This is a genomic window from Amycolatopsis heterodermiae, from assembly GCF_034929455.1.
In the GTDB taxonomy this organism is placed as follows: Bacteria; Actinomycetota; Actinomycetes; order Mycobacteriales; family Pseudonocardiaceae; genus Amycolatopsis; species Amycolatopsis heterodermiae.
Genome location: NZ_JAYFSI010000017.1, coordinates 98,565 through 119,654, shown reverse-complemented (window position 1 = coordinate 119,654; position 21,090 = coordinate 98,565). Strand labels below are relative to the sequence as shown.

Annotated in this window: 16 protein-coding genes; 2 read left to right on the top strand and 14 right to left on the bottom strand. The window is 72.2% G+C overall.

What is annotated here, in order from left to right; genetic code table 11:
- Positions 1 to 45: 45 nt before the first annotated feature.
- From VA596_RS45215 to VA596_RS45200, 4 genes are all read right to left on the bottom strand, one after another.
- Positions 46 to 2,454: a DUF7617 domain-containing protein gene (locus tag VA596_RS45215; RefSeq protein ID WP_323336287.1), complete on the bottom strand. Its 2,409-nt coding sequence runs from the start codon at positions 2,452 to 2,454 to the stop codon at positions 46 to 48.
- Between the two features lie 312 nt (positions 2,455 to 2,766).
- Positions 2,767 to 4,524 carry an SGNH/GDSL hydrolase family protein gene (locus VA596_RS45210; protein ID WP_323336285.1) on the bottom strand — a complete coding sequence of 586 codons (1,758 nt, stop codon included), beginning with the start codon at positions 4,522 to 4,524 and terminating at the stop codon, positions 2,767 to 2,769.
- Between the two features lie 13 nt (positions 4,525 to 4,537).
- Positions 4,538 to 7,732 (bottom strand): family 78 glycoside hydrolase catalytic domain, encoded by a 3,195-nt coding sequence (locus tag VA596_RS45205; protein WP_323336283.1) that lies wholly within the window; start codon positions 7,730 to 7,732, stop codon positions 4,538 to 4,540.
- A 94-nt stretch (positions 7,733 to 7,826) separates the two neighbouring features.
- Positions 7,827 to 8,498 (bottom strand): GntR family transcriptional regulator, encoded by a 672-nt coding sequence (locus VA596_RS45200; RefSeq protein WP_323336281.1) that lies wholly within the window; start codon positions 8,496 to 8,498, stop codon positions 7,827 to 7,829.
- A 66-nt stretch (positions 8,499 to 8,564) separates the two neighbouring features.
- Between VA596_RS45200 and VA596_RS45195 the strand changes: the two genes are divergently transcribed.
- Positions 8,565 to 9,350 (top strand): alpha/beta fold hydrolase, encoded by a 786-nt coding sequence (locus VA596_RS45195; protein WP_323336279.1) that lies wholly within the window; start codon positions 8,565 to 8,567, stop codon positions 9,348 to 9,350.
- Positions 9,351 to 9,643: 293 nt separating this feature from the next.
- On the opposite strand, the gene VA596_RS45190 is transcribed toward VA596_RS45195, so the two are convergent.
- Entirely contained in the window at positions 9,644 to 10,504 is an 861-nt protein-coding gene (locus tag VA596_RS45190) for a phosphatase PAP2 family protein (protein WP_323336277.1), read from the bottom strand.
- A gap of 160 nt (positions 10,505 to 10,664) precedes the next feature.
- On the opposite strand from VA596_RS45190, the gene VA596_RS45185 reads away from it, so the two are divergent.
- A complete protein-coding gene (locus VA596_RS45185) occupies positions 10,665 to 11,483 on the top strand; it encodes an IclR family transcriptional regulator (protein WP_323336276.1) in 819 nt (272 codons plus the stop codon).
- 24 nt (positions 11,484 to 11,507) lie between these two features.
- Here VA596_RS45185 and VA596_RS45180 read toward each other — a convergent pair whose 3' ends face one another.
- Genes VA596_RS45180 through VA596_RS45140 form a run of 9 tightly spaced genes read right to left on the bottom strand, consistent with a single transcriptional unit; the run spans position 11,508 to position 21,062 of the window.
- On the bottom strand, positions 11,508 to 12,977 hold the full coding sequence (locus VA596_RS45180; RefSeq protein WP_323336274.1) for a dihydroorotase: 1,470 nt from the start codon (positions 12,975 to 12,977) through the stop codon (positions 11,508 to 11,510).
- Positions 12,978 to 12,985: 8 nt separating this feature from the next.
- Complete coding sequence (locus VA596_RS45175) at positions 12,986 to 14,365, bottom strand: FAD-dependent oxidoreductase (RefSeq protein ID WP_323336272.1); 1,380 nt, start codon at positions 14,363 to 14,365, stop codon at positions 12,986 to 12,988.
- The gene (locus tag VA596_RS45170; protein WP_323336270.1) at positions 14,362 to 14,997 is read right to left on the bottom strand and encodes an aspartate/glutamate racemase family protein; all 636 of its coding nucleotides are present in this window, start codon (positions 14,995 to 14,997) and stop codon (positions 14,362 to 14,364) included. Before VA596_RS45170 ends, VA596_RS45175 begins: the two co-directional genes overlap by 4 nt.
- A complete protein-coding gene (locus VA596_RS45165; RefSeq protein WP_410171979.1) occupies positions 14,997 to 16,346 on the bottom strand; it encodes an MmgE/PrpD family protein in 1,350 nt (449 codons plus the stop codon). Before VA596_RS45165 ends, VA596_RS45170 begins: the two co-directional genes overlap by 1 nt.
- Positions 16,343 to 17,044 carry an ABC transporter ATP-binding protein gene (locus VA596_RS45160; RefSeq protein ID WP_323336266.1) on the bottom strand — a complete coding sequence of 234 codons (702 nt, stop codon included), beginning with the start codon at positions 17,042 to 17,044 and terminating at the stop codon, positions 16,343 to 16,345. The genes VA596_RS45165 and VA596_RS45160 overlap by 4 nt, the downstream gene beginning before the upstream one ends.
- Positions 17,031 to 17,765: an ABC transporter ATP-binding protein gene (locus VA596_RS45155; RefSeq protein ID WP_323336264.1), complete on the bottom strand. Its 735-nt coding sequence runs from the start codon at positions 17,763 to 17,765 to the stop codon at positions 17,031 to 17,033. Before VA596_RS45155 ends, VA596_RS45160 begins: the two co-directional genes overlap by 14 nt.
- A complete protein-coding gene (locus VA596_RS45150) occupies positions 17,762 to 18,811 on the bottom strand; it encodes a branched-chain amino acid ABC transporter permease (protein ID WP_323336262.1) in 1,050 nt (349 codons plus the stop codon). The genes VA596_RS45155 and VA596_RS45150 overlap by 4 nt, the downstream gene beginning before the upstream one ends.
- A complete protein-coding gene (locus tag VA596_RS45145) occupies positions 18,808 to 19,821 on the bottom strand; it encodes a branched-chain amino acid ABC transporter permease (RefSeq protein WP_323336260.1) in 1,014 nt (337 codons plus the stop codon). Before VA596_RS45145 ends, VA596_RS45150 begins: the two co-directional genes overlap by 4 nt.
- Positions 19,818 to 21,062, bottom strand: coding sequence for an ABC transporter substrate-binding protein (locus tag VA596_RS45140; RefSeq protein WP_323336258.1), 1,245 nt, complete (start codon positions 21,060 to 21,062; stop codon positions 19,818 to 19,820). Before VA596_RS45140 ends, VA596_RS45145 begins: the two co-directional genes overlap by 4 nt.
- Positions 21,063 to 21,090 lie beyond the last annotated feature (28 nt).

Genomic DNA, 21,090 nt, shown 5'->3' with positions numbered 1-21,090 from the left:
CCCGCCCGTGGTGGCCGAGCCACCACGGGCGGGGAGTTCAGCCTGCTACAGGGCGCACAGCAGCGAGCACGCCTTGGCCGAGGACCAGTCCGTGTACGTCGGCGGGGTCGACGGCGGGACGTTCACCGGCAGGTAGCCCGCCTTCGCGCGGTTGGTGATCGGGAACAGGCTCAGCAGGGCGTACGTCGAGCAGTACACCTGCTTCGACGCGCCCGCCGCCAGCGTGAACGGCCCCGTCTGGCACGACGGCTCCACGCTGTCCACGACCTGGCCGGCGGTGATGCCGACCGGACCCTGGTTCGTCACCGTGATCCGCCAGTACGCGGTCGCGTTCAGCAGGCCCAAGAGCCCGACCGGCGCCTGTTTCGCCCACGGCCCGGCACCGCCGGGACCGCACTTCGCCACGGTCGCGGACGTGCAGATCTCCTTCTGCACCACCACCGTCGGCGTGCAGCCCGCGCCCGGCGCGACCGGGAGCGTCACCGTGTTGGAGGTGAACGCGCCCGTCGTGTCGGTGCCGGTGGCCGTGTTCGCCACCGACGTCACCGCGCAGTCCGCCGCGATCGTCGTGCGGAAGCACAGCTGCGGCGCGTCACCGGCGTAGTCGACGACCAGCTGCGGCTGGTTGCCACCACCGAAGTCGCCCGCGCCCGTCAGCACCAGCGATGTCGTCACCGTGAGCGAGGTGTGCGCGGCGGCCGAGACGCCGCTCAGGTCGACCGAGCCGTCCGGCGCGAACCCGGGGGTCGGGACGACCGCGCCGTTCTGGTCGACGACCGTCACCCGCGACGCGGCGAAGTTCACGTTGGCCGGCGTGATGCCGGCCAGCCGCGCGGCCGTGTACCCCTGGACGTGCCCGGTGCCGCCGTCGCAGTAGAAGTCGCCGGGCTTCAGCGTCACCTGCCCGCCGGACCGGACGCACGGCGTGGCGCCGGTCGCCGGGTCCATCGAGAACAGCACACCCCCGTCGCCCAGGCCGAGGAGGCAGCCGGTGGGCGGGTCGAAGGTGTAGCCGTAGTCCCGCGTGTTGCCGCCGGCCGCGCTCGGGTGCGTGATCGGGCCGGGCAGGCCCGCGCACGCCGCGCCGGTCGTCCAGTCGTGGCACAGCGCCGCGCCGGGGTTGCCCCCGTTCCAGATCGCGAGGTAGCTGCGCAGGTGGCCGGCCGGGTCGGTGACGACCTCCGGGTTGAAGACGTACACCCCGCCGGGCAGCGCGGCCGCGACCGGCGGTGCCGGCAGGGCCGAGCCGTCGAGCGCGAAGCAGGTGGTGACGTCCGTGCCGCCGGTCGTCGACGAGCACGCGCCCACCTGGTCACCCGCCGCGTTGAAGGCGGTGTAGGCGTTGTAGGTGTAGTTCCCGGGCGGCCCGACCGGTTTCCACGTCGGCCAGTTGGCACACGCCGACGCCGTCCCGGGGTCGAAGCAGCCCAGCGAAGGCCGGCCGGCACCGGGCACGGAGGTCGTCGCGAACACCTTGCCCGCCACGACGGTCATCGCGCCGTAGATGTGGGCGAGGGTGTTCCCCGGCTGGTTGTTGCTGGGCGGCACGATCGGCGCGTACGGCTGGCCGCCGCACGCGGTCTTGGTGGCCATGGTCCAGCAGACGACCGCGCCGGTGCTCACGACGCCGTACAGGTTGCCGCCGCTCTCCACGAGACCCGCGATGCTGTTGACCGCGGACGGGGAACCGCCGGTCGCGGTCAGCGACCAGTACCCGCAGTTCGCCGCGGCGGCCAGGTCGAGGCAGCCGACCCCGACCGAGGAGGCCGTGAGGGCCGGGTAGTAGACCTGCGCGGGCGCGGCCGGGTTGCGGACGTACTGCGGGGTCAGGGTGCTGGCGATGTCGCCGGTGGCGCCGTTGCCGAGCGGGCCGGGCGTGGTGTTGAGCGGCTTCGGCCACGGGCCGCCCGGGCAGCGCTGGCCGGTGCCGACGTCGGTGCACACCAGCTTCGGGTTGGTGGTGTTGACGTGGTGGAAGACGTTCCACGCCTGCAGCGTGCCGTCGGGGGTGCGGTACAGCAGCGGGGTGAAGCCGTCGCCGCCGGTCGCCGTCGTGACCGCCTGCACGGGCGGGGTGAGGGCGCCGGACAGCGAGGTCGCGTCGGGCCCGGAGCGCGGGTTGCTCGCGCGGACGGCGGTGACGCCGGAGGCGGGTTCGGTGCCGGTGAACGTGCTGCCGTCGGTGGACCACGACGGCGTCCAGCCGGGCGGCGCGTGCAGCGACCCGGACTGGTAGGACTGGCCCGCGCCGACGGCGTCGGTGACGGCCGCGGCGCCGGTCGCGCTCGCCTGGTCGTCGTAGCCGACGACCCAGTTCGCGGTGGCGCCGTGGGCGGCCGGGGAACCGGTGCCCTGCACGGACTTCACCAGGCCCGAGACCGCGGCGAGGGGCGCGGGGTCGGCCGAGGCGGGCAGCGGGAAGGCGGCGGCCACGAGCACGAGCGGCAGACCCACCACTCCCCAGCGGCGTACACGCATGCGTCTTCGCATGAAGGGCCCTCGATTCTTTTCCGGAAAAGGATTTTCCCCCGACCGAAGAAGAATCGTATGTCGCGGCGGGAACCCGTTGAAGCGCCGTCACCCGGGCGCCGAAAGGTGCGACGCCAACGGCGCAGTTCGTTACCACCGCGAAATGAACAACTTTCGTTCCGGCGATGAGCTTTTTGCGATGACGTCACCTGGACGCACGTATGCCGTCACCCGTTCGAGTTACCGCTTTCCCCTATCCGCGGCATTATTTCGCAATCACTTCCGCGAAACGGACATTCACAGCGCGTCGAGGGGCACCGCCGCCGCCATCGCGCGGTACCCCGCGTCGCCGGGGTGCAGGTGGTCGCCGGAGTCGTACACCGCGAGCATCGCCTCCGGATCCGCCGGGTCGCGGACGGCGGCGTCGAAGTCGACCCAGCCGTCGAACACCCCGGTGCTCGTCCGGATGAAGGCGTTCACCTGATCGCGGGCGGCGAGGTGCGCGTCATTGCTGCAGCTGCAGCCCTTGATCGGCGTGAGCGTGCCCGCCAGCACCCGGACGTGGGCCGCGTGCAGCCCGGCGGCGATCTCCTTCAGCCCGGCGATGACGTCGTCGGCGCTCGCGTCGCTGTTGATGTCGTTGATGCCCTCGAGCACGATCGCGGTGCGCGCCCCGGTCTGGCTGATCAGGTCGTGGTTCAGCCGGGCCAGCCCGCTCACGCCGGCCGTGCGGCCGTCGGGGAAACCGCTGAACGCGTCCTGCAGGATCCGGTTGCCCGAAATACCCTCGTCGACCACCCCGGGCACCGTCGGCTGGCCGCTGGCGAGCAGGCGCTGGGCGAGGAAGTTCGGCCAGCGGCTGTTGGTGTTCGGGGTCGACGAATAGCCGTCGGTGATCGAATCGCCGAAAGCGACGACGGAACCGGCCGTGTCGGCGCCGGCCACGTCGATTCCACTGAGGACGGTCCAGAACCCGAAGGTGCCCGCCGACGGGAAGTCGCCGACGTCCGCCGTGTGGTCGCCAGTGCCGTCCGCGGTGGTGTACATGTCCTGCAGCCCGATGCTGTGCTTGGGCGCGTTGGTCACCGTCCCCTTCAGGTACAGGCTCACCAGCAGGTCGGCGTCGGCCGGCACCGCGAACGGCAGCGGGTCGCTGACGGCCTGGCCGCCCGCGGGCAGCGCGGCTTCCGGCTGCCCGCCGAAGGTCAGGGTGACCGGCGTGCTCACCGGCGTCGCGCCCGCCTGCCGCACCGCGACGGTGGCGTGGCCGACGACCAGCGGCCCGGGGTCGTAGGCGTTGTCGAGCCGGACGCGCACCTGGGAGCCGCCGCGGCTGGTGTGCTCGACCATGCGCAGGGTGCGTTCGGTCCACGGCCCGGCGTCGAGGCCGTCGTCCGTCGCCGCGGCCCACGTCCCCGTCCACGCGCCCGCCTCGGGCCGCGTGCCGAGCGCGAACACGTGCAGGGCCGCGCCGTTGGTGATCACGGGCAGCGTGACGGCGGTGGCCGGGACACCCGGGTCGAGCGGGACCGCAACGGTGTAGAGCTTGGCGGAGAACGGGTTCGGGCCGCTCGGGGTGTTCCAGCGCGGGAAGGAGACGGTCATCCGGTCCCCCGGCCCGAAGTACCAGTCGGGCGCGCCGAGCTGGAAGGCCTGGACGTGCCCGTCGGCGTACTCGATCGTCCCGCTCCCGCCGGACGCCGTGCCGGTGCTGGTCACCAGGAACGACAGCGCCGCACCCGTGAAAGAGCCCTCGATCCGCTGGCCGTCGGCGACGACGTTGTCCGCGACACCGGGTGCGTAGGCGGGGAACGGCAGCGGCGCGCCGTCGACGGTGACCGTGCGCCCGGGATCCCAGCCCGCGGCGGCCAGGTCCTCGGCGATGAGGCTGTGCCCGCTCCCGTCGAGATCGGCCGCGGCCGGCTGGGCGGCGGTGCTGACGCCGACGTTGTCGAAGGCGGCCGCCAGGTTCGGGTAGCTGACGGCCGCGTCGGCCGTACCGACCGGGGTGACGAGACCGGCGACCACCAAGGCGGCCAAGAGGATGCGCTTCACGGAGGACTCCCAGTCAGTCGCAGGTGCGGGCGGTGAACGTCCAGGTGCCGGAGCCGACGGAGAACCGGTTCGCGCCGGGCAGCGGCGACGACCCCTTCGGCGCCGTCACGCGCGTACCCGGGACGGTCACCGTGGCCGTCGTGCCGGCGGGCACGGTGACGGTGAGATCGAGCCGGCACGCGGACTGCGTCCACGCCGACGAAACCGGGCCGCGGACCGTGTCGATCGACGCCGACACGTGCCCGAGACCGGCCGGAACCTGCGGTGCGAAGGCGATCGCGGAGTACCCGGGCGCGGCCGGGGTGATCCCGGCGAACTGGGTGTACAGCGCGGCGTTGACGCCCGCGAACATGGCGTGGTCGTGGGTTTCCATGCCGGACTCGTACGTCCATTGTTCCCACGGGGTCGTCGCGCCGCGGCTGATCTCGTACCCGAATCCCGGGTAGGTCTTCTGGTCGAGCACGGTCAGCGCGACGTCGATCCGGCCGGCCTTGGCCAGCGCTTCGGGCAGGTAGCGGGTGCCGAAGATGCCGGTGTCGAGGTGGCCGCCGTTCTTCGTCAGGATCGTGTCGGCCAGCTGTGCGCCGACGGCGGCAACCTTGTCCGGCGGCACGATCCCGAAGGCCAGCGGGAGGATGCTGGTCGTCTGGCGGCCGTCGCCGTAGGTCGTGCCGGCCGCGTTGAGGAAGTGCGCGTTGAACGCGTCGGCGATCGACGTCGCCAGCCCGGCGAAGTGGGCCGCGTCGGCGGTGTTCCCCAAGGCCCGTGCGGCCTTCGCGACGTCGTCGGCCTGCCGGAACGACAGGGCCGTGTTGACGACGGACCGCTCGCTGAAGCAGTCCCCCGCCGACGGGTTTCCCTGGCCGCCGTTGGCGTTCGGGCCACGATCGGGCGGGCACCAGTCGCCGAAGCCGCGGTCGTCGGGCCAGATGCGGCCGGGATAGGCGGCCGCATTGGTGTCCACGAACGCCTTCATCTTCGGGTACGCCGCGGCGAGGCGCCCGAGGTCGCCGTACTGCTCGTAGAGCGACCAGGCGAGGTCGACCGAGCCCCCGCCCATGTCCGGCAGCTGGGCGTTGCCCGCGTCACTGGGCAGGGCCGTGCCGGGCGGCAGGTCGAGCAGGTACTTGCCGTAGAAGCCGTCCATGCCGAAGTCGAGGACGGAGGCGTCGTGGTAGGCCTGCACGTCCATGCCCGGCGGCGTCCGCTCGTCGCGGACGGGGTTGTCGGTGGGCAGGCTCATCGAGTTGTTCAGCACGGCACGCCGGTTGTTCGCCCAGATCGTGTTCAGCAGCGGATCGGACGTCTCGACGTGCCCGATCGCGGCGACGTCGGCGTGCGCGACCCGGCCGGCGACGCTGCCGAGGTCCGGCGTGCCCGGGAAGCCGGTCAGCTCCAGGTAGCGGAAGCCGTGGTAGGTGAACCGCGGCTCGTAGACCTGGGTTCCCGCGGCGGATCCGAGCGTGTAGGTGTCGGTGGACGCGGCGTTGCGGTTGGTGCTGGTGTCGAGCGTGCCGTCGGCCTTGATCTCCTCCGCCGTGCGCATCCGCACGGTCGTCCCGGGCGGCCCGGCGACGCGGAGTTGCGCCCAGCCCGCGAAGTTCTGCCCGAAGTCGTAGACGTAGACGCCCGGGCGAGGCTGCTTCACCGAGACCGCGCGCAGGGTCTGCACCACGCGGACCGGCGGCGCGGTGGTGGCGGTCAGGCTGGCGCTGGGCGCCGCGACCGTGCGCACCGGGTGCCAGGACGCGTCGTCGAAGCCCGGCCGGTCCCAGCCGTCCTGCTGGAGACGCGCGTCGTAGCTCTCCCCCGCGTAGAGGTCGTTGGCCGTCACCGGGCCGTCGGACCACCGCCAGGTGTCGTCGGTGGTGACGGTCCGGGTCGTCCCGTCGGTGAAGGTGACGGCGAGCGCGAGGATCCCCTGTTTCGGGCCGGTCCAGCGGAAGCCGTACTGGCTGAACCGCGGGCCGTACCCGTTGCCCAGCCACAGGCCCACGGCGTTCTGTCCGATGTGGACCTGGTTGGTGACGTCGAAGGAGTCGTAGAGGTTGCGCTGGTCGTACGGGGTGCTCGCGGGTGAGAGGACCTGGTCGCCGGTCTTCTCGCCGTTGAGCCGCAGCTCGTAGAACCCGAGGCCGTAGACGTACGCCCGGGCCGACGCGACCTGCTTGTCCAGGACGAATTCGTGGCGCAGCAGCGGCGCGTCCGGCGACTGGGCCAGCAGGACCGGGTCACCCTGCGGTTCCAGCTGCCCGTCGATGACGGTGACGCCGGGGAAGCGCGGGTCCGGTGTGGACGAGAAGTCGTCGGAAAACAGTGCTGTGCCGTCGAGAGCGTGCACGGCGACGTTGTCGTAGCGGGCGACCTCGGCCGTGCCCTGGCTGACGGACGTCCGGAAGCCGAGGGTTCCGGTGGTCGCCGCGCCGACCGAGCGGGAGTCGACCTGCGTGCCGTCGATCGACGTGACAACGGTGTCACCGTTGGCCTCGAGGCGCAGGTGGTGCGGCGCGGTGACGGTGGCGGGGGTGATGACGGCGCTCAGGTCGACCTCGCCGAGCAGCGAGAAGGCGCCGTGGCTCTTCACGTGGGGCCGCAGCAGGACCTTGCCCGGTGTCGTGGCCGCGTTCACCTGCCACATCAGGAAGTCGTCGGCGTCCGCGGCGCGGAAGACGACGCTCGCTGCCGCGGCCTTGATCGTGAAGTCCAGGTCCAGGTCGAAGTCCTGCCACGTGTACGCGCTGCCCGCGTCCGGGCTGATCCAGCTCGCGCCCGCCCAGCCGGACGGCCCGCTCTCCCACCACGCGGACGCGGCCGTGCTCGGCGCGCCGCCGCGGGCGTCCCAGACCTGCACGGTCCAGTAGTTCCGCTTCCCGGCGGCCGGGCCGCGGTAGGGCACGGCGACCGAGTCCCCGCTCACGACCTTCCCGCTGTCCCAGACGTCGGGCCGGTTCGCCGTGAGGAGGCCGGGGTTGCTGGCGACGAGGATCCGGTACGCCGCCTGCCGGGCATTGGACTGGCCGGAACGCAGTTTCCAGCTCAGCGCCGGCGTCCCGGACGTGGCCAGCGGGTTGACAACGTTGTCAACGCGCAGGTCGTAGGCCTCGAGGCTCGCGTCGCGGTGCCCCGCGAGGGCGGCCGTGTCGGTGAAGAGCGTCGCCAGCAAGGCACAGAGGAAGGCGAGCACTACGCGTGCGGGGTGACCGGACATGGGTGCTCCACTCGCTGGACGGGCGGTGCTTTTCCGACTTGAAACGTTTCAGGTCACCTTATCACCGCGGGTGTGACCCACACAACAGTCCGGCTCAGTGTCCGAGCAGGCGCGCGCTCTCCTCGGCCCGGCGCAGCGCGGTCAGCAACGCGGCCCGCCCGGCGTGGTCGATGTCCTCCGTCAAGGCTTCGGTCGCGGCTTCCCCGCCCAGCCGGAGCTTCTCGACCAGCTTCCGGTGCACGGCCGCCAGGCTCGCGGCGTCGAAGTCCGGCCGGACGAAGGTGAGCAGCAGGCGCACCTCGTCCTCGCAGCGGCGGTAGCTGTCCAGCACGTGCCGGTTGCCGGCGGCCGCGACGATCGCCCGGTGGATCGCGCTGTGCACCCCGGTCAGCTCGCGCCACGACGGCTTCGGCGTCCGTTCGGCCAGCTCCTCGAGGCGTTCCACCTCGGTGAGCACCGGCCCGAGGTCCGCGCCGGCGTCCAGCGCCATGCGCAACGCGCCGAGCTCCAGGACCTTGCGGTAGTCGAAGACCTCGTCGATCCGCGCCTTGCTCAGCGGGGCGACGAGCGCGCCGCGATGACGTTCGTGCACCACCAGCCCGCGCTCGACGAGCAGCCGCAGCGCCGAGCGGACCGTGTGCCGGCCGACGTCGAAGCGGTCCGCCAGGTCCTCCTCGCGGAAGCGGGTGCCGACCGGGTGCGCGCCGTCGAGCAGCTCGGCGCGCACCGCCGCGGCGATCCGCTCGGGCGCGGCCTGCACAGCCATGGTTCCCCTTCGCAGATTGTGTCACAATGCGTGGGAGATTGTTGCATGAAACAGTGAGGGGCGCGCATGGAGATCGACGGGGTCCAGGTGCACGGCGAGTCCGGCCCGCCGGTGCTGCTCCTGCCCGGCGGCGCCGAGTCCTGCGACGGCTTCTTCCCCGGACTGGTCGAAGGCCTCACCGCCCGGGTGATCGTGCACGACCGCCCGGGCACCGGCACGTCCACTGTGGACGGCTCACTGGCCGGCGCCGCGGCCCACCTGAGCGCGCTCATCGACCGCTTGGGTTGTGGCCCCGTCGTCGTGGTCGGTCAGAGCCTCGGCGGCGCGGCAGGGGTGCTGCTCGCCCGCGACCACCCCGAGCAGGTGGCGGGCCTGGTCCTGCTCGACCCGACCCCGATCAACGACGCCCGCACGTGCGCGGGCCTGGAACGCATGACGGTCGCGTTAGGCAGGCTGGCGTCGGTGCCCGGGCTACGCCGCCCGCTCGCCGCGGCGTTCCGCGCTGCCGCCCTGCGAAGCGGCCGACGTCAGAAGCTGCGCCCCGACTGCGCGGCCGCGCTGGCCCGCACCGCCGAACTCGACATCCCAACGCTGGCCCGCTCGGTCCGCGGCATCACCGACCTGGCCCGCGGCCTGCGAGAGGCCGATCTCCCCCGGCTCCCAGCAGTGGTGGTGACCGCAGACCGCAAACCGGACCACGCGGTACGGCAAGCACACGAGCGGCTGGCGACCGCCTTCGGCGGCTCAGTGGTGAGCTGGCCGGGCGCGACGCACAGCGTGCACCTGGATCACCCGGACGAGGTGCTCGCCACCGTGCGCGAACTGCTCGCACGGGTGAGTTCGGCGACCTGACACAGGGGCCCACCACGTTCGGCGCCGCCGCGAACTCCCACCCACGCCAGTTCCGCGATCTGAACCGCGGCACCCTTGCACCCCCATCGTGAGCCGGCCGGCGCAGCTCCCCACCCACGCCAGTTCCACGAACCGAACCAACGCCGACACCTTCAGCGCCCCCACATCACGCGGCCACGCACGACCCGAAGCGCGCGAATCCCACCCATGCCGGCGCCGACCGCACTCAGCTCCCCGCCGTCAACCGGTCGCGCGCGAACTCCCGTCCGCCGGATCCGTGACCTGAAAGACCTTCAGGCGATCTCCAGCCGTCGCCAAGTGCCCAGGAAGACCAGCGCCGCGGCCACCGAGCACGCCGAAGCGAGCGAGCTCGCGGCCAGGTACACCACCCAGGTGTTGTCGCGCAGCGTTGCGTCCAGCCCCTCCCCCGACAGGGTCGCCCCGATCAGGATTCCGCCCAGGGCCAGGAACACCAGCCCGGTCAGGGCGGCGAAAGTCACCACGAGCACGCGGAGAATCTTGCGCGGGCCTTCGTGCCGGCGTACCGCGCCCCGGCGGGCGAGCCACCACGACGCCAGGCAGGCGAGCCCGAGGGCGATCGCGTCCGCGGCCACCGTGTCGGAGAGGCGGTGCCACTTCGCCGTCACCGTGTACGCGCCGATGCCGACCGCCCAGAACAGCACGAAGAACACCGTCACGCCGCGCCAGCGGTACGGGACCACGAGCAGGGCGGCGAACAGCACCGTCATCGCGATCGTGGTGTGCCCGCTGGGAAAGCTGTTGCCCGCGTAGTGGCCGGTGAGCGGCACGAGCGGCGGCCGCGGCAGCACCCACCGCTTGAGCACCTGTGTCACGACCTGCCCGGCGACGATCACGCCCACCGCCGCGACGGCCAGGTCCGGGCGCCGGCGCAGCAGGCCGGCCACGGCCACCAGCACGACGGCGACCCCCAGGGAGTACACGGTGATCCGCGACAGGCTCTGGTCGGCCACGGCCTGGTCGCGAGCGGCGGCCTGGTCGGCCCCGCGCAGGGCCGCGTTCTCCAGCTCCTGCCCGGGCACGGTCCAGACGGCGAGCACGTAGACCAGGACCAGGACGGCGAGACAGGTGACGGCGACGATCAGCCAGCGGCGAGCCGGTACCCCGGGCAGCAAGACACCTCCAGTGACGGCGATGTCGTTACTCTAAATGGAGTACCGGCTCGCCGCTCGGGACAACCGTATCGCTGGCCGGAACAGCCGCGCGTCAAAGTGCTATAGTCCCAGGGAAATCGTTCCTTCCAGCGAAACGATCCGGAATCAGGGGACCCCGAGCTTGGCCGTCAACAGTACCGCCGGGCGCAAGCCCGCCGCGCCGTCGGAGAACGCCGGCACCGAGGCCGCCGCGCGGGTCGCCGATGTGCTGCTCCTCTTCACCGGTGGCCCCCGCTACCTGGGCGTCAGCGCCATCAGCCGGGAGCTCGACCTGTCGAAGGCGGTCGTCTACCGGATCCTGCAGTCGCTCGTCTCGCGCGAGATGCTGGCCGTCGACCCCGGCGTGGCCGGGTACCGGCTCGGCCCCGCGGCCGTCGCGCTGGGGGCGAGCGCGCTGCGGCGGTTCGACGCCCGGATCGCCGCGACCCCCGTCCTGCGGCGGTTGCGGGAGGTCACCGGCGAAACGACCACGCTGTCCGGCCTGGTCGGCGACGAACGCGTGTACCTCGACCAGTTCGAGAGCACCCGCGAGATCAAGATGACCGTGGAGCTGGGCCGGCGCTTCCCGTTGCACGCCGGCTCGTCCGGCAAGGTGATCCTCGCGTCCCTGCCCGAGGACCGCCGGGAAGCCTTGCTGCAGCAGGAACTCCCCGCGCTGACCGAGCACACCATCACCACCGCCGAACGGCTGCGCGAGGTCCTCGGCGAGGTGGCCCGTGACGGCGTCGCCGTGTCGCTCGGGGAACGCCAGCCCGGCGCGGGGTCCGTCGCCGCTCCCCTGTTCGGGCCGGACGGCGAGGTCCACGGCTCGATCAGCATCTGCGGCCCGCAGTACCGCTTCACCCCCGACGCCGTGAGCCGCTACCGCGACCTCGTGCGCGAAGCCGCGGCAGAGATCCGGCAGAGCTGGACCTGGCTACAGGAGTCCGGCGGCCGGTAGGAAACCCCACCGGCCGCCCCCGGATCACCGGCCGCGCTTGAGGTAGCGGCCGACCGGGTCGCCGGCGATCTTGCCGTCGGCGAACACGTGGTGGCCCCGCACGAACGTGTCGGTCACCTTCGCCGTCATGTCGAAGCCCTCGAACGGCGTGTACTCCTGCGTCGACTCCGACTCCGCCGCGCGCACGGTCCACCGGACGTCCGGGTCGACCAGCGCGAAGTCGGCGTCGAAGCCCTCGGCGATCGTGCCCTTCTTCAGCAGGCCGTAGCGACGCGCGGGGTTCTGCGAAGTCAGCTGAGCGATCCTCTGCAAGGACAAGCCCCGCTTGACCCCCTCGCCGACCAGCCCGGGCAGCAGGTACTCCGCGCCGCCGAACCCGGACTTCGCCAGGAAGACGTCGTCGCGATCCGCACCGAACTTCAGCTCGTCGCGGCAGCACGCGTGGTCGCTGACGACCCAGTCGACGTCGCCGGCGAGCACGTGCCGCCACAGCGCCTCGACGTCCTCACGCTCCCGAAGCGGCGGGTTGACCTTGCCGCCGATGCCGGACGCGGTGTCGACGTCGGCCAGCAGGTGCCCGATCGTCACCTCGCGCCGGAAGTCGATGTGCGGGAAGGCCTTCCCCATCGTCAGCGCGGCTTCCAGGGCCTTCTCCGACGACAGGTGCAGCAGGTTGATGTTGGGCAGCCCGGTCTCGTGCGCCAGGTACGACGCGATGGTGACGGCGAGGCCTTCGGAGTGCGGCGGCCGCGACGCGCTGTAGGCCCGCAGCCCCGTCAGCGAGCCGTCCCGCTCGACCAGTTTCGTGTACGCCGTCATGATTTCCGCGGTTTCGCAGTGCAGCGAGAGCGACAGGTGCGGCGCGTACTCGGTCAGGACCTCGCGCGCCTGCTGGACGCCGCGCATCACGAACTCGAAGTGCGCGATGTCGTACCGCTCGTCCGGCGGGATCATCAGGAAGTCGCTCTGGCTGGTCGAGCGCCCGTGCAGGCCGTGGCTGCCGTAGAACATGAAGATCTTGAACGACGTGACGCCGAATTCCTCGACCAGGTAAGGGATCTCGGAGATGTGCTGCGAGCTCATCGGCGCGAGGTGGAAGGCGTAGTCGACGTAGGCGTTGCCCTCGGACGCGCTGAGCACCTCGGGGAAGAAGTCGCGGTAGCTGCCGCCCTTGTTGAGGTAGTACTGGCCGGTGCGCATGTACGTCAGCGACGTCGTGACGCCGCCCTGGGCGCTGGCGCGGCTCTCGGTGCGGGTGTCGGTGGCCAGCTCGTTGTAGATGCCCCAGTGCTGGTGCGCGTCGACCACGCCGGGGAACGCCAGCAGCCCGCGGCCGTCCACGACGTGGGCGGCGTCGCCGGCGGGCAGGTCCGGCGCCACCCGCGTGATGGTGCCGTCGTTCACGGCGATGTCCAGCAGTTCCGGCTCGGCCCCGTCGGCGTCGTCGGGCCGCACGACCCGGACGTTCTTCACGAGCAGTTCCGTCGTTGCCATTTCTCTCCTCAGCTTGCGGGGTCGGGGGTGCGGCGCCGGGCGACGTCGCCGGCGGCCAGGTAGGCCAGCCCGAAGGCGGGCAGCAGGCCGTTGCCGGGCAGGTAGCCCGCGGCGCCGTGGCCGGAGATGCTCGCCGCGGCGCCCCCGGCGGCGTACAGCCCGGGGATCGGGCGGTCCTGGGGGTCGACAACGTTGGCGTGCTCGTCGACCAGCAGGCCGCCCTGGGTGTGGAACAGCGCGGGCACGACGCGCACCGCGGCGTAGCGGCCCGACAGCGGACGTTCCCAGTTGGTGCGGCCGTGCCCGTCTTCGCGTTCACCGCGGGCGATCGCGGCCGCGGTGGCGAGTTCTTCGGTCAGCGCGTCCGGCGGCAGGCCGGTCGCCTTCGCGAGCCCGGCCGCGTCGTCGGCCCAGACCAGCGCGCCGGCCGACACGACGTCCCGGAAGTCCTGGAACGGCTGGCACTGCTCGAAAATCGTCTCGTCCAGCACGATCCAGCCGGTCGAGCCGGGACGCGCGGCCAGCTCGGCGGCGTACTCGGAGTAGCCGCGGATCTCGTTGCCGAAGCGGCGGCCTTCGAGGTCGACGAGGATCGCGCCGTGGATGATCGTCGCCCAGCCCACGAGCGTGCCGGCGGCCGCGGACACCGCGCCGTGGCCCTGGTAGGCGTCGAGGAACCCGGTGGCGGCGCCCAGTTTCTCGCCGATGCGCAGCGCGTCGCCGAGGGACTGGTCACTCCCCTGGTACAACGCCCCCGCGATCTCCGGGAGGTGCTTGGCAACCAGGTCAGCGTCGGCGCCGAAGCCGTTGGTGGCCAGCAGGACCGCGCGGGTCGGGATCTCCTCCTCGGTCCCGTCCGGGTACCGGACGACGGCCGCGCAGACACCGTCCACATCGGACAGGACGTCGACCAGCCGGGCGGGGGCGAGCAGCTCGATGTTGTCGTGCTCGGTCACGCGACGGGCGAGGTGGTCGATGACGCCGGAGCCGTGGCGGCCCGGGATCGAGTGGCAGCGCGGGACGGAGTGGCCCGGGTAGTTGAAGTCCGTGACCAGCGACAACGGCAGCCCTGCCGAGTCCGCGAGCCACTCGACGAGCGGCGCGCTCACCTCGGCCAGGGTGCGGGCCAGCCGGGCGTCGGCCTGGCCGTGCGTCTTGGCCATGATGTCGGCGACGAACCGCTCGGGCGAGTCGTCGACGCCTTCCTCGGTCTGCCAGCGGGAGCCGGCGCCGGGGAACATCGCCGTGGACATCGAGGTGTTGTTGCCGCGCCGGAAGTGCTCGCTCGCCTCGACGACCAGGACATTCAGGCCCAGCTCGGCCGCGCGCAGGGCCCCGGCGAGGCCGCCGCCCGCCCCGGCGACGACGAGGTCGGGTCCGCCGGTCACGGCTGCTCCTCGACGGCCAGCAGCCGCATCGCCAGCGCCGTCGGGTCGACGATCCGCGCAGGCAGGTCGGCGGGCTCGACGTCGACGGCGGAGCAGCCGTTGATCACCGCCGTAGCGCCCAGCTCGGCCAGCTCGCGCACGGCGGTGCCGAGGGCCGCGTTCCAGGTTTCGGTCTCGGCGATGGCGGAGAACGGCAGGTGCAGCACGCGGATCCCGGCGAGGTACTCGGTCAGCCGGTAGGCGGCGATGCGCTTCGAGAACTCCTCGGCGATCGCCTCGTTGCGGACAACCGCGCCGAACCGCACGCCCTTCGCGGCGAGGTAGGTGGCCGACAGCTTGAGCAGGCCGTGCACCGGCAACGCGGGTTCGGCGACGGCGTCGGGCACCGCCGGGTCAAGCACGCAGTCCGGGAAGGCCAGATCCCAGCCGTCACCGGCGGCCGCGAGCGCGGCGGCGACTTCACGCTCCGAGACGCGCATGGACTCGTCCGTGTCGAGAGTCTTCGGGGCCGACGGGCCGACGTCCCGCAGCTCGATCTCGAGGCCGGGCGGCGCCAGCCGGTCGTACCGCTCCTGCCGCCGCCGGATCTCCTCGGGCGGCAGGTGAATGGGCGTCACCGCAAGGGCACGCATCAGCTCAGCTCCTTCTCATCGGTTCCGGCCAGCTCGCGCAACGCCGCGCCGACGCGGGGCAGGCCGGGCAGGTCGCGGCCCAGGGCGGCGGCTCGGTCCACGACGGGCCCGGGCAGCCATTTGCCGAGGACGCCGATCAGGTCGGACTCCGTCAGCGGGTGGTGGTCGGCGTCGCCGATCGGGTTGGGGACCTCGCGGGTGAGGGAGGTGCCATCGTCGAAGGCGACCGTCACGCGGGCCGCCCGCTCGGCCGGGAGGCGCGTGGTGAGGTCGGCGGCCTCGACGAGCCGCACCCGGCTCGCGAGCGCCTGGACGTCCGGGTCGTCGAGCGGGCTGTCCGGTCCCACTTCACCGGTCAAGGCCGCGGTCGCGACCACGAACGGCGTCGAGAACATCGCCGAGAGCCGGTTCGACCAGTCCACATCGGACAGTCCGGCGCCCAGGACGTGGGTCTCCACCAGGACGTGCGTGATCCCGTCGATGCGGAACGCCGGGTGCGCGCGCAGGTCGAGCACGGCGTCGGCGGCCGGGTGGGTGAAGGAGCACGACGCGTGCCGCTTGAAGTAGCCGCGCGTGATGTCCCAGCGGGTGCCGAGGTCCGCGGTCAGCTCCTCCGGTTCGAACTCGCCGAGCACCGTGCCGAGCGAGAGCGCGGCCGTGCCCGTGGTGCGGGCCATCCCGGCCACGGCCATCCGGGCGACGGCGAGCCCGGACGTCGCCGAGGCGCCGAGCCACGCGTTGCGCACCGGGTTGCCCTGGGTCGCCGAGTCGAAGTGCCCGGCGATGCCCATTCCGGCCGCGGTGTCGATGGCGGCCGCGGCCGCGCCCGGCGGGAGGCCGAGCAGGCGCGCGCAACCGGCCGCCGCGCCGGGCACGCCCCAGCTGCCGTGCGGGTGCGCGCCCGGACGCAGGGTGGTCGCGCGGCCGAACCGCGCGGCGACCTCGTACGCGGCCAGCAGCGCCGCGGCCGTGTCCGCACCGGTGCTGTCCAGCTCGGCCGCCAAAGCCAGCACCGCGGGGAACCCGTGCGCGGCCGGGTGACCCTTGGCGTACTTGTGGCCCTCGTCCAGCTCCAGCGAAACGAGCGCGACGCCGTTGAGCCAGGCCGCCGCGTCGGTGGTCACCAGCCGGCCGCCGCCGATCAGCGGTGCCGGCCCGGGCGGCGCGGTCCAGGCGTCGGCCAGCGCCCGCTGCTCCGGCAGCGAAGCACCCAATGCGGTGACGCCGACGACGTCCAGCAGCACCAGGGCGAGCCGGTCCAGCACCGCGGCCGGGACCCCCGTGACGTCCAGTTCGGACACCCACGCACCCAGCGAAGCGGTGGCGGAAGCCGCTCGTTCGCGTTTCACAGTCCCAGGTACGCCTTCCTGACGCGGTTGTCGCCGGCGAGCTCGGCGCCGGTGCCCTCCAGCACGGCCGCCCCGCTCTCGAGCACGTACGCCCGGTCGGCGATGGCCAGCGCCTGCTTCGCGTTCTGCTCGACCAGCAGCACCGCCACCCCGCTGTCCCGGATCCGCCGCACCGCCTCCAGCACGGTCCAGGTCAGTTTCGGCGAAAGCCCGGTCGACGGCTCGTCGAGCATCAGCAGCCGCGGGCCGGCCATCAGCGCCCGGCCGATCGCGAGCATCTGCTGCTGACCGCCGCTGAAGGTCTGCGCGACCTGCGTCCGGCGCTCGGCGAGCACCGGGAACAGCTCGTAGACCTCCTTCAGCGACTTCGCGGCCTGCTCGGGAGTGCGGGTCCACGCGCCCATCCGCAGGTTCTCCTCGACGGTTAGCGTCCCGAACAGCGCCCGGTCCTCGGGCACGTGCACCAGGCCGTCGCGCACCAGTTCGTCCGGGCGGCGGCCGGCGGTCGGCGTGCCGTCGAGTGTGATGGTGCCCGACAGCGGCTTGAGCTGGCCGCAGATGCTGCGCAGCGTCGTGGTCTTGCCGGCCCCGTTCGCGCCGACCAGCGCGACGATCTCCCCGGCGTCGAGGCGCAGGTCGACGTCGTGCAGGATCCGCATCCGGCCGTACCCGGCGCACACCTTCTCAAGCGTCAGCATGGGTCGGCTCCTCACCGAGGTAGGCGTCGATGACCCGCGGGTCGCTGGTGACCTCTTCGGGTGACCCGACGGCCAGCACGCGGCCCTGGTCGAGCACGAGCACCCGGTCGGCCAGGCGCATCACCGCGGCCATGATGTGCTCGATGAACACCAGCGTGACGCCCTCCTGCTCGCGCAGGCCGGCGAGCAGGTCGAGCACCGGCTCGCGCTCGGCCGGGACGAGCCCGGCGAGCACCTCGTCGAGCAGCAGCACCTTCGGCCGGGTCGCCAGCGCACGGGCCAGCTCGAGACGCTTGAGCCCGGCGGTCGGCAGGTCGGTCGCGTAGCGGTGGGCCCACGGCCCGAGCCCGACCCGCTCGACGACGTCGAGTGCGTGCTCCCGCAAGGCTTTCGCGCTCAGCCGGTGGTGCTGCGCGGCGAGGCTGACGTTCTGCGCCACCGTCATGCTCGCGAACGGCCGCATCAGCTGGAACGTGCGGACCATGCCGGCGCGGGCGATCCGGTCGGGCGCGCGGCCGGTGACGTCGTCGCCCGCCAGCCGGACCCGGCCGGTGTCCGGGCTCAGCGCGCCCGAGATGACGTTGAAGAGCGTGGTCTTGCCCGCGCCGTTGGGCCCGATGACGCCGAGGATCTCGCCCTCGGCGACGTCCAGGTCCACATCGGACAGTGCGTGCACCCCGCGGAACGCCTTGCCGACGCCGGTGACTTCCACGATGCTCATCGACGCCACCTCGCAGCGATCGTTCCGACGATCCCCTTGGGCAGCAATCGCACGATGAGGATCACGAGCACGGCGTACAGCACGACGTCCAGGCCGCTGCGGCCCTGCAGGAAGCCCAGGAACCCCGGGGGCGTGCGCAGGAGCGTCGCCGTGACGTCGGTGAGCGAGCCGATGATGATCGCGCCGACCACCGGGCCCCACACCGTGCCGATGCCGCCGATCACCACGGGCACGATCGCCTGGATCGAGATGGCCGAGCCGAACCCGAGATCGGGGTTCACGAACAGGTAGTACTGCGTGTAGAACGCGCCGGCCACGGCGGTGATCGCGGCCGACAGCGCGACCGTCATCAGCTTGTGCCGCAGCACCGGGGCGCCGAGGGACGCGGCGGCCAGCTCGTCGTCGCGGATCGCCGTGACGTAGCGGCCGGCGCGGGAGTGCAGGAAGCCGATGCTGATCGCGACCGCCGCCCCGGCCAGCACCAGCGCCACCCAGAAGTACCCGGGCGAGCCGGCCGGGAACTGGATCTTCCATAGAGACGAGCCCTGGATCAGCGGCACGCTGTAACCGACGGACTTGTTGGCGAACGCGCTGCTCGTGACGATCAGCCGCAGCATCTCCGCGAACGCGAAGGTGGCCAGCGCGAAATAGGCGCCTTGGAGCTTGTAGCGGAAGGAGAAGTAGCCGATGACGACGGCGACCGCGGCGGCCACCGCCATCCCGGCCAGCATCCCGATCCACGGCGACACGTTGTGCTTCACCAGCAGGTACGCGCTGGTGTAGGCGCCGAGGCCGAAGTAGGCGGCGTGGCCGAAGCTGAACATCCCGCCGAACCCGCTCATGATGTTCCAGCCGACGGCCATCAGCAGGAAGATCAGGATCCGCACGGCGACCGCGCCCTGCGCGGCGGGCAGGATCAGCGGCAGCGGGATCGCGACGATCACCAGAACGGCGAGGATCGCGAACTGCCGGTTCTGCGGCCGCAGCGGCGGTGCCTTGACGGCGTCTTCGGAACCGGTCGGCGCCGCGATGGTGATCGTGCTCATGCGCGCCTCCCGAACAGGCCCTGCGGACGGAGGAAGAGCACCAGCACGAACACCACGAACACGCCGAGCAGCGAACTCTGGCCGCCCAGGTAGATCGTGGTGAGCTGCTCGACCAGCCCGATCAGCAGGCCGCCGACGAGCGCGCCGACGACGTTGCCCATCCCGCCGAGCACCACGACCACGAACGCCGTGATGTTGAACTGCTCCCCCAGCGTCGGCGTCACGGTCACGAGCGGGCCGGCGAGCACCGCCGCGGCCCCCGCGCACGCCGTGCCGATCGCGAAGGTCAGTGTGTGCATCCGGCGGACGTTGATGCCGACCAAAGCTGCGCCCGGCGCGTTCGCGGCGACCGCGCGGATCGCCGTGCCCAGCCGGGTGCGCCGCAGCAGCCAGAACAGCAGCCCGCCGAGCACGACGGCGCCGAGGAACGCGTACAGCCGCGAGCCCGCGACCACCGCGCCCAGCAACGGGAACTGGAAGTCACCGGGCAACGCGATCGTCTTGGGCTCGGCGCCGAAGAACAGCAGCAGCCCGTTCTCCAGCAGCAGCGACAGGCCGAGCGTGATGAGCAGCTGGTTCTCCAGCGACCGGCCGCCGGCGCCGGACAGCAGCCCGCGGTGCACGGCCGCGCCGAGCAGGAACAGCACCGGCACCGCGACGACGAGCGTCAGGTACGGGTGGAGCCCGGTGGCCTGCACCATGCCGAAGGAGATGAACATGGCGACCGCGAGGAACGCGCCGTGGGCGAAGTTCACGATGTCGAGCACGCCGAAGATCAGCGTCAGCCCCATCGCGATCAGGCCGTAGAGCCCGCCGGTCAGGATGCCGGTGACCACGGACTGCCAGACCACCAGGCCACTGCCGGACTGCAGCAGCGCGACCACGATCGCCACCACGAGGACGGCGGCCACGATTCCGGCGCGGCCAAGGAAACCTTTGCACTCCTGGGCCTTCCGGTCGGGTGGTGCGGTTTCGGGGACGACGGGCGCCCCGGTGTCGAGTTCGGTCATGGTCGCCACGCCACCCTGTAGTCGGGCCGGGATTCGGCTTTTTCGGGGGGATACACCTGCTGGACCCGCCCGTCCCGGACCTGCATCAGCACCGGGAAGGCGTTGCGGTTGTCGCCGTTGGGGGCGAACTGGATCGGCCCGCGCCCGACGGTCAGGGGCGCGACCTGGGCGGCGGCGATCGCGTCCCGCACCTTCTCCGGGTCGGTGCTCGCGGCCTGCTCGACGCCGTGCGCGATCACCTGGACCGCGTCGTAGGACAGGACCGCGCCGGTGCGCATCGGGTCGCCGTACTGCTGCTGGTACTTCTCGCGCAGCGCGACGGTTTCGGGGTTGGTCGCGTCGTAGTGGTAGTTGGCGCTGAAGTACAGGTTGCCCAGCGCGGCCGCGTCGGCGACGAACTTCGGCTGGTCGTACGCGCCGTTCGAGACGCCCCAGACCGCGTTGAGGTCCGGCTTCACCGAGGCGATCGCCTTGGCCGCCAAGAGACTGTCGCGGTAGTAGCCGGCGACGGCCAGCACGTCCGCGCCGGACGCCTTGACCTGGGTGATCTGGGCGGTCAGGTCGCTGACGGTGGTGGCGTCGTAGCTGATGTTCGGCCCGATCGCGATGCCGAGCTGCTTCGCGGCCGCGTTGAAGGCGTCGGCCGCGCCGCTGCCGAAGTCGCTCTGCTCGTGCAGGAACGCGACCTTCCGGACGGGCTTGCCCGCCTGGTCCGAAACCGCTTTCAGGTACTGGGCGGCGGCCGTCGCGATCGCCTTGCTGCCGGGCTGCACGCGGAACGAGTACTGGTAGCCGTGGGAGAAGATCGCGTCGGAGGCGGTCACGTCCATCACGAACGGCACCCGGTTGCGTTCGGCCACGACGGCGACGTTGGTGCTCACCGCGCTCTGGTAGGTGCCGACCAGGCTCACCGCGCCGGCCGAGATCAGCCGCTGGGCCTCGCTCTGCCCGATGTCGGCCTTGCCCTGGGTGTCGCCGGTGACCAGCTCGACCTTGCGGCCGCCGAGCGACTTGATGCCGCCGGCCGCGTTGATCGCGTCGACCGCCAGCTGCGCGCCGCGGCGCATCTGCAGGCCGTCGGCCGCGTTCGAGCCGCTGACCGGGTGCAGCGCGCCGATCTTCACCGGGCCCTCGTCCCGCCCCGCGGCCGCGCCGCCGGCCCCCATCGGCGCCGAGCCCCCGCACCCGGTCGCGAGCAGGGCGCACGCGCCGAGCGCCGCGACGAGTTTTCGTGCGGTCATGTCACCTCTTCCCACTGGAAGGGCTGTC

What these genes read in the sequence shown, in the direction of transcription:
- VA596_RS45170 (WP_323336270.1), bottom strand. Translation starts at nt 14,997, where the DNA reads ATGCGTGCCCTTGCGGTGACGCCCATTCACCTGCCGCCCGAGGAGATC.
- VA596_RS45180 (WP_323336274.1), bottom strand. Translation starts at nt 12,977, where the DNA reads ATGGCAACGACGGAACTGCTCGTGAAGAACGTCCGGGTCGTGCGGCCC.
- VA596_RS45200 (WP_323336281.1), bottom strand. Translation starts at nt 8,498, where the DNA reads ATGGCTGTGCAGGCCGCGCCCGAGCGGATCGCCGCGGCGGTGCGCGCC.
- VA596_RS45145 (WP_323336260.1), bottom strand. Translation starts at nt 19,821, where the DNA reads ATGACCGAACTCGACACCGGGGCGCCCGTCGTCCCCGAAACCGCACCA.
- VA596_RS45195 (WP_323336279.1), top strand. Translation starts at nt 8,565, where the DNA reads ATGGAGATCGACGGGGTCCAGGTGCACGGCGAGTCCGGCCCGCCGGTG.
- VA596_RS45155 (WP_323336264.1), bottom strand. Translation starts at nt 17,765, where the DNA reads ATGAGCATCGTGGAAGTCACCGGCGTCGGCAAGGCGTTCCGCGGGGTG.
- VA596_RS45205 (WP_323336283.1), bottom strand. Translation starts at nt 7,732, where the DNA reads ATGTCCGGTCACCCCGCACGCGTAGTGCTCGCCTTCCTCTGTGCCTTG.
- VA596_RS45150 (WP_323336262.1), bottom strand. Translation starts at nt 18,811, where the DNA reads ATGAGCACGATCACCATCGCGGCGCCGACCGGTTCCGAAGACGCCGTC.
- VA596_RS45140 (WP_323336258.1), bottom strand. Translation starts at nt 21,062, where the DNA reads ATGACCGCACGAAAACTCGTCGCGGCGCTCGGCGCGTGCGCCCTGCTC.
- VA596_RS45160 (WP_323336266.1), bottom strand. Translation starts at nt 17,044, where the DNA reads ATGCTGACGCTTGAGAAGGTGTGCGCCGGGTACGGCCGGATGCGGATC.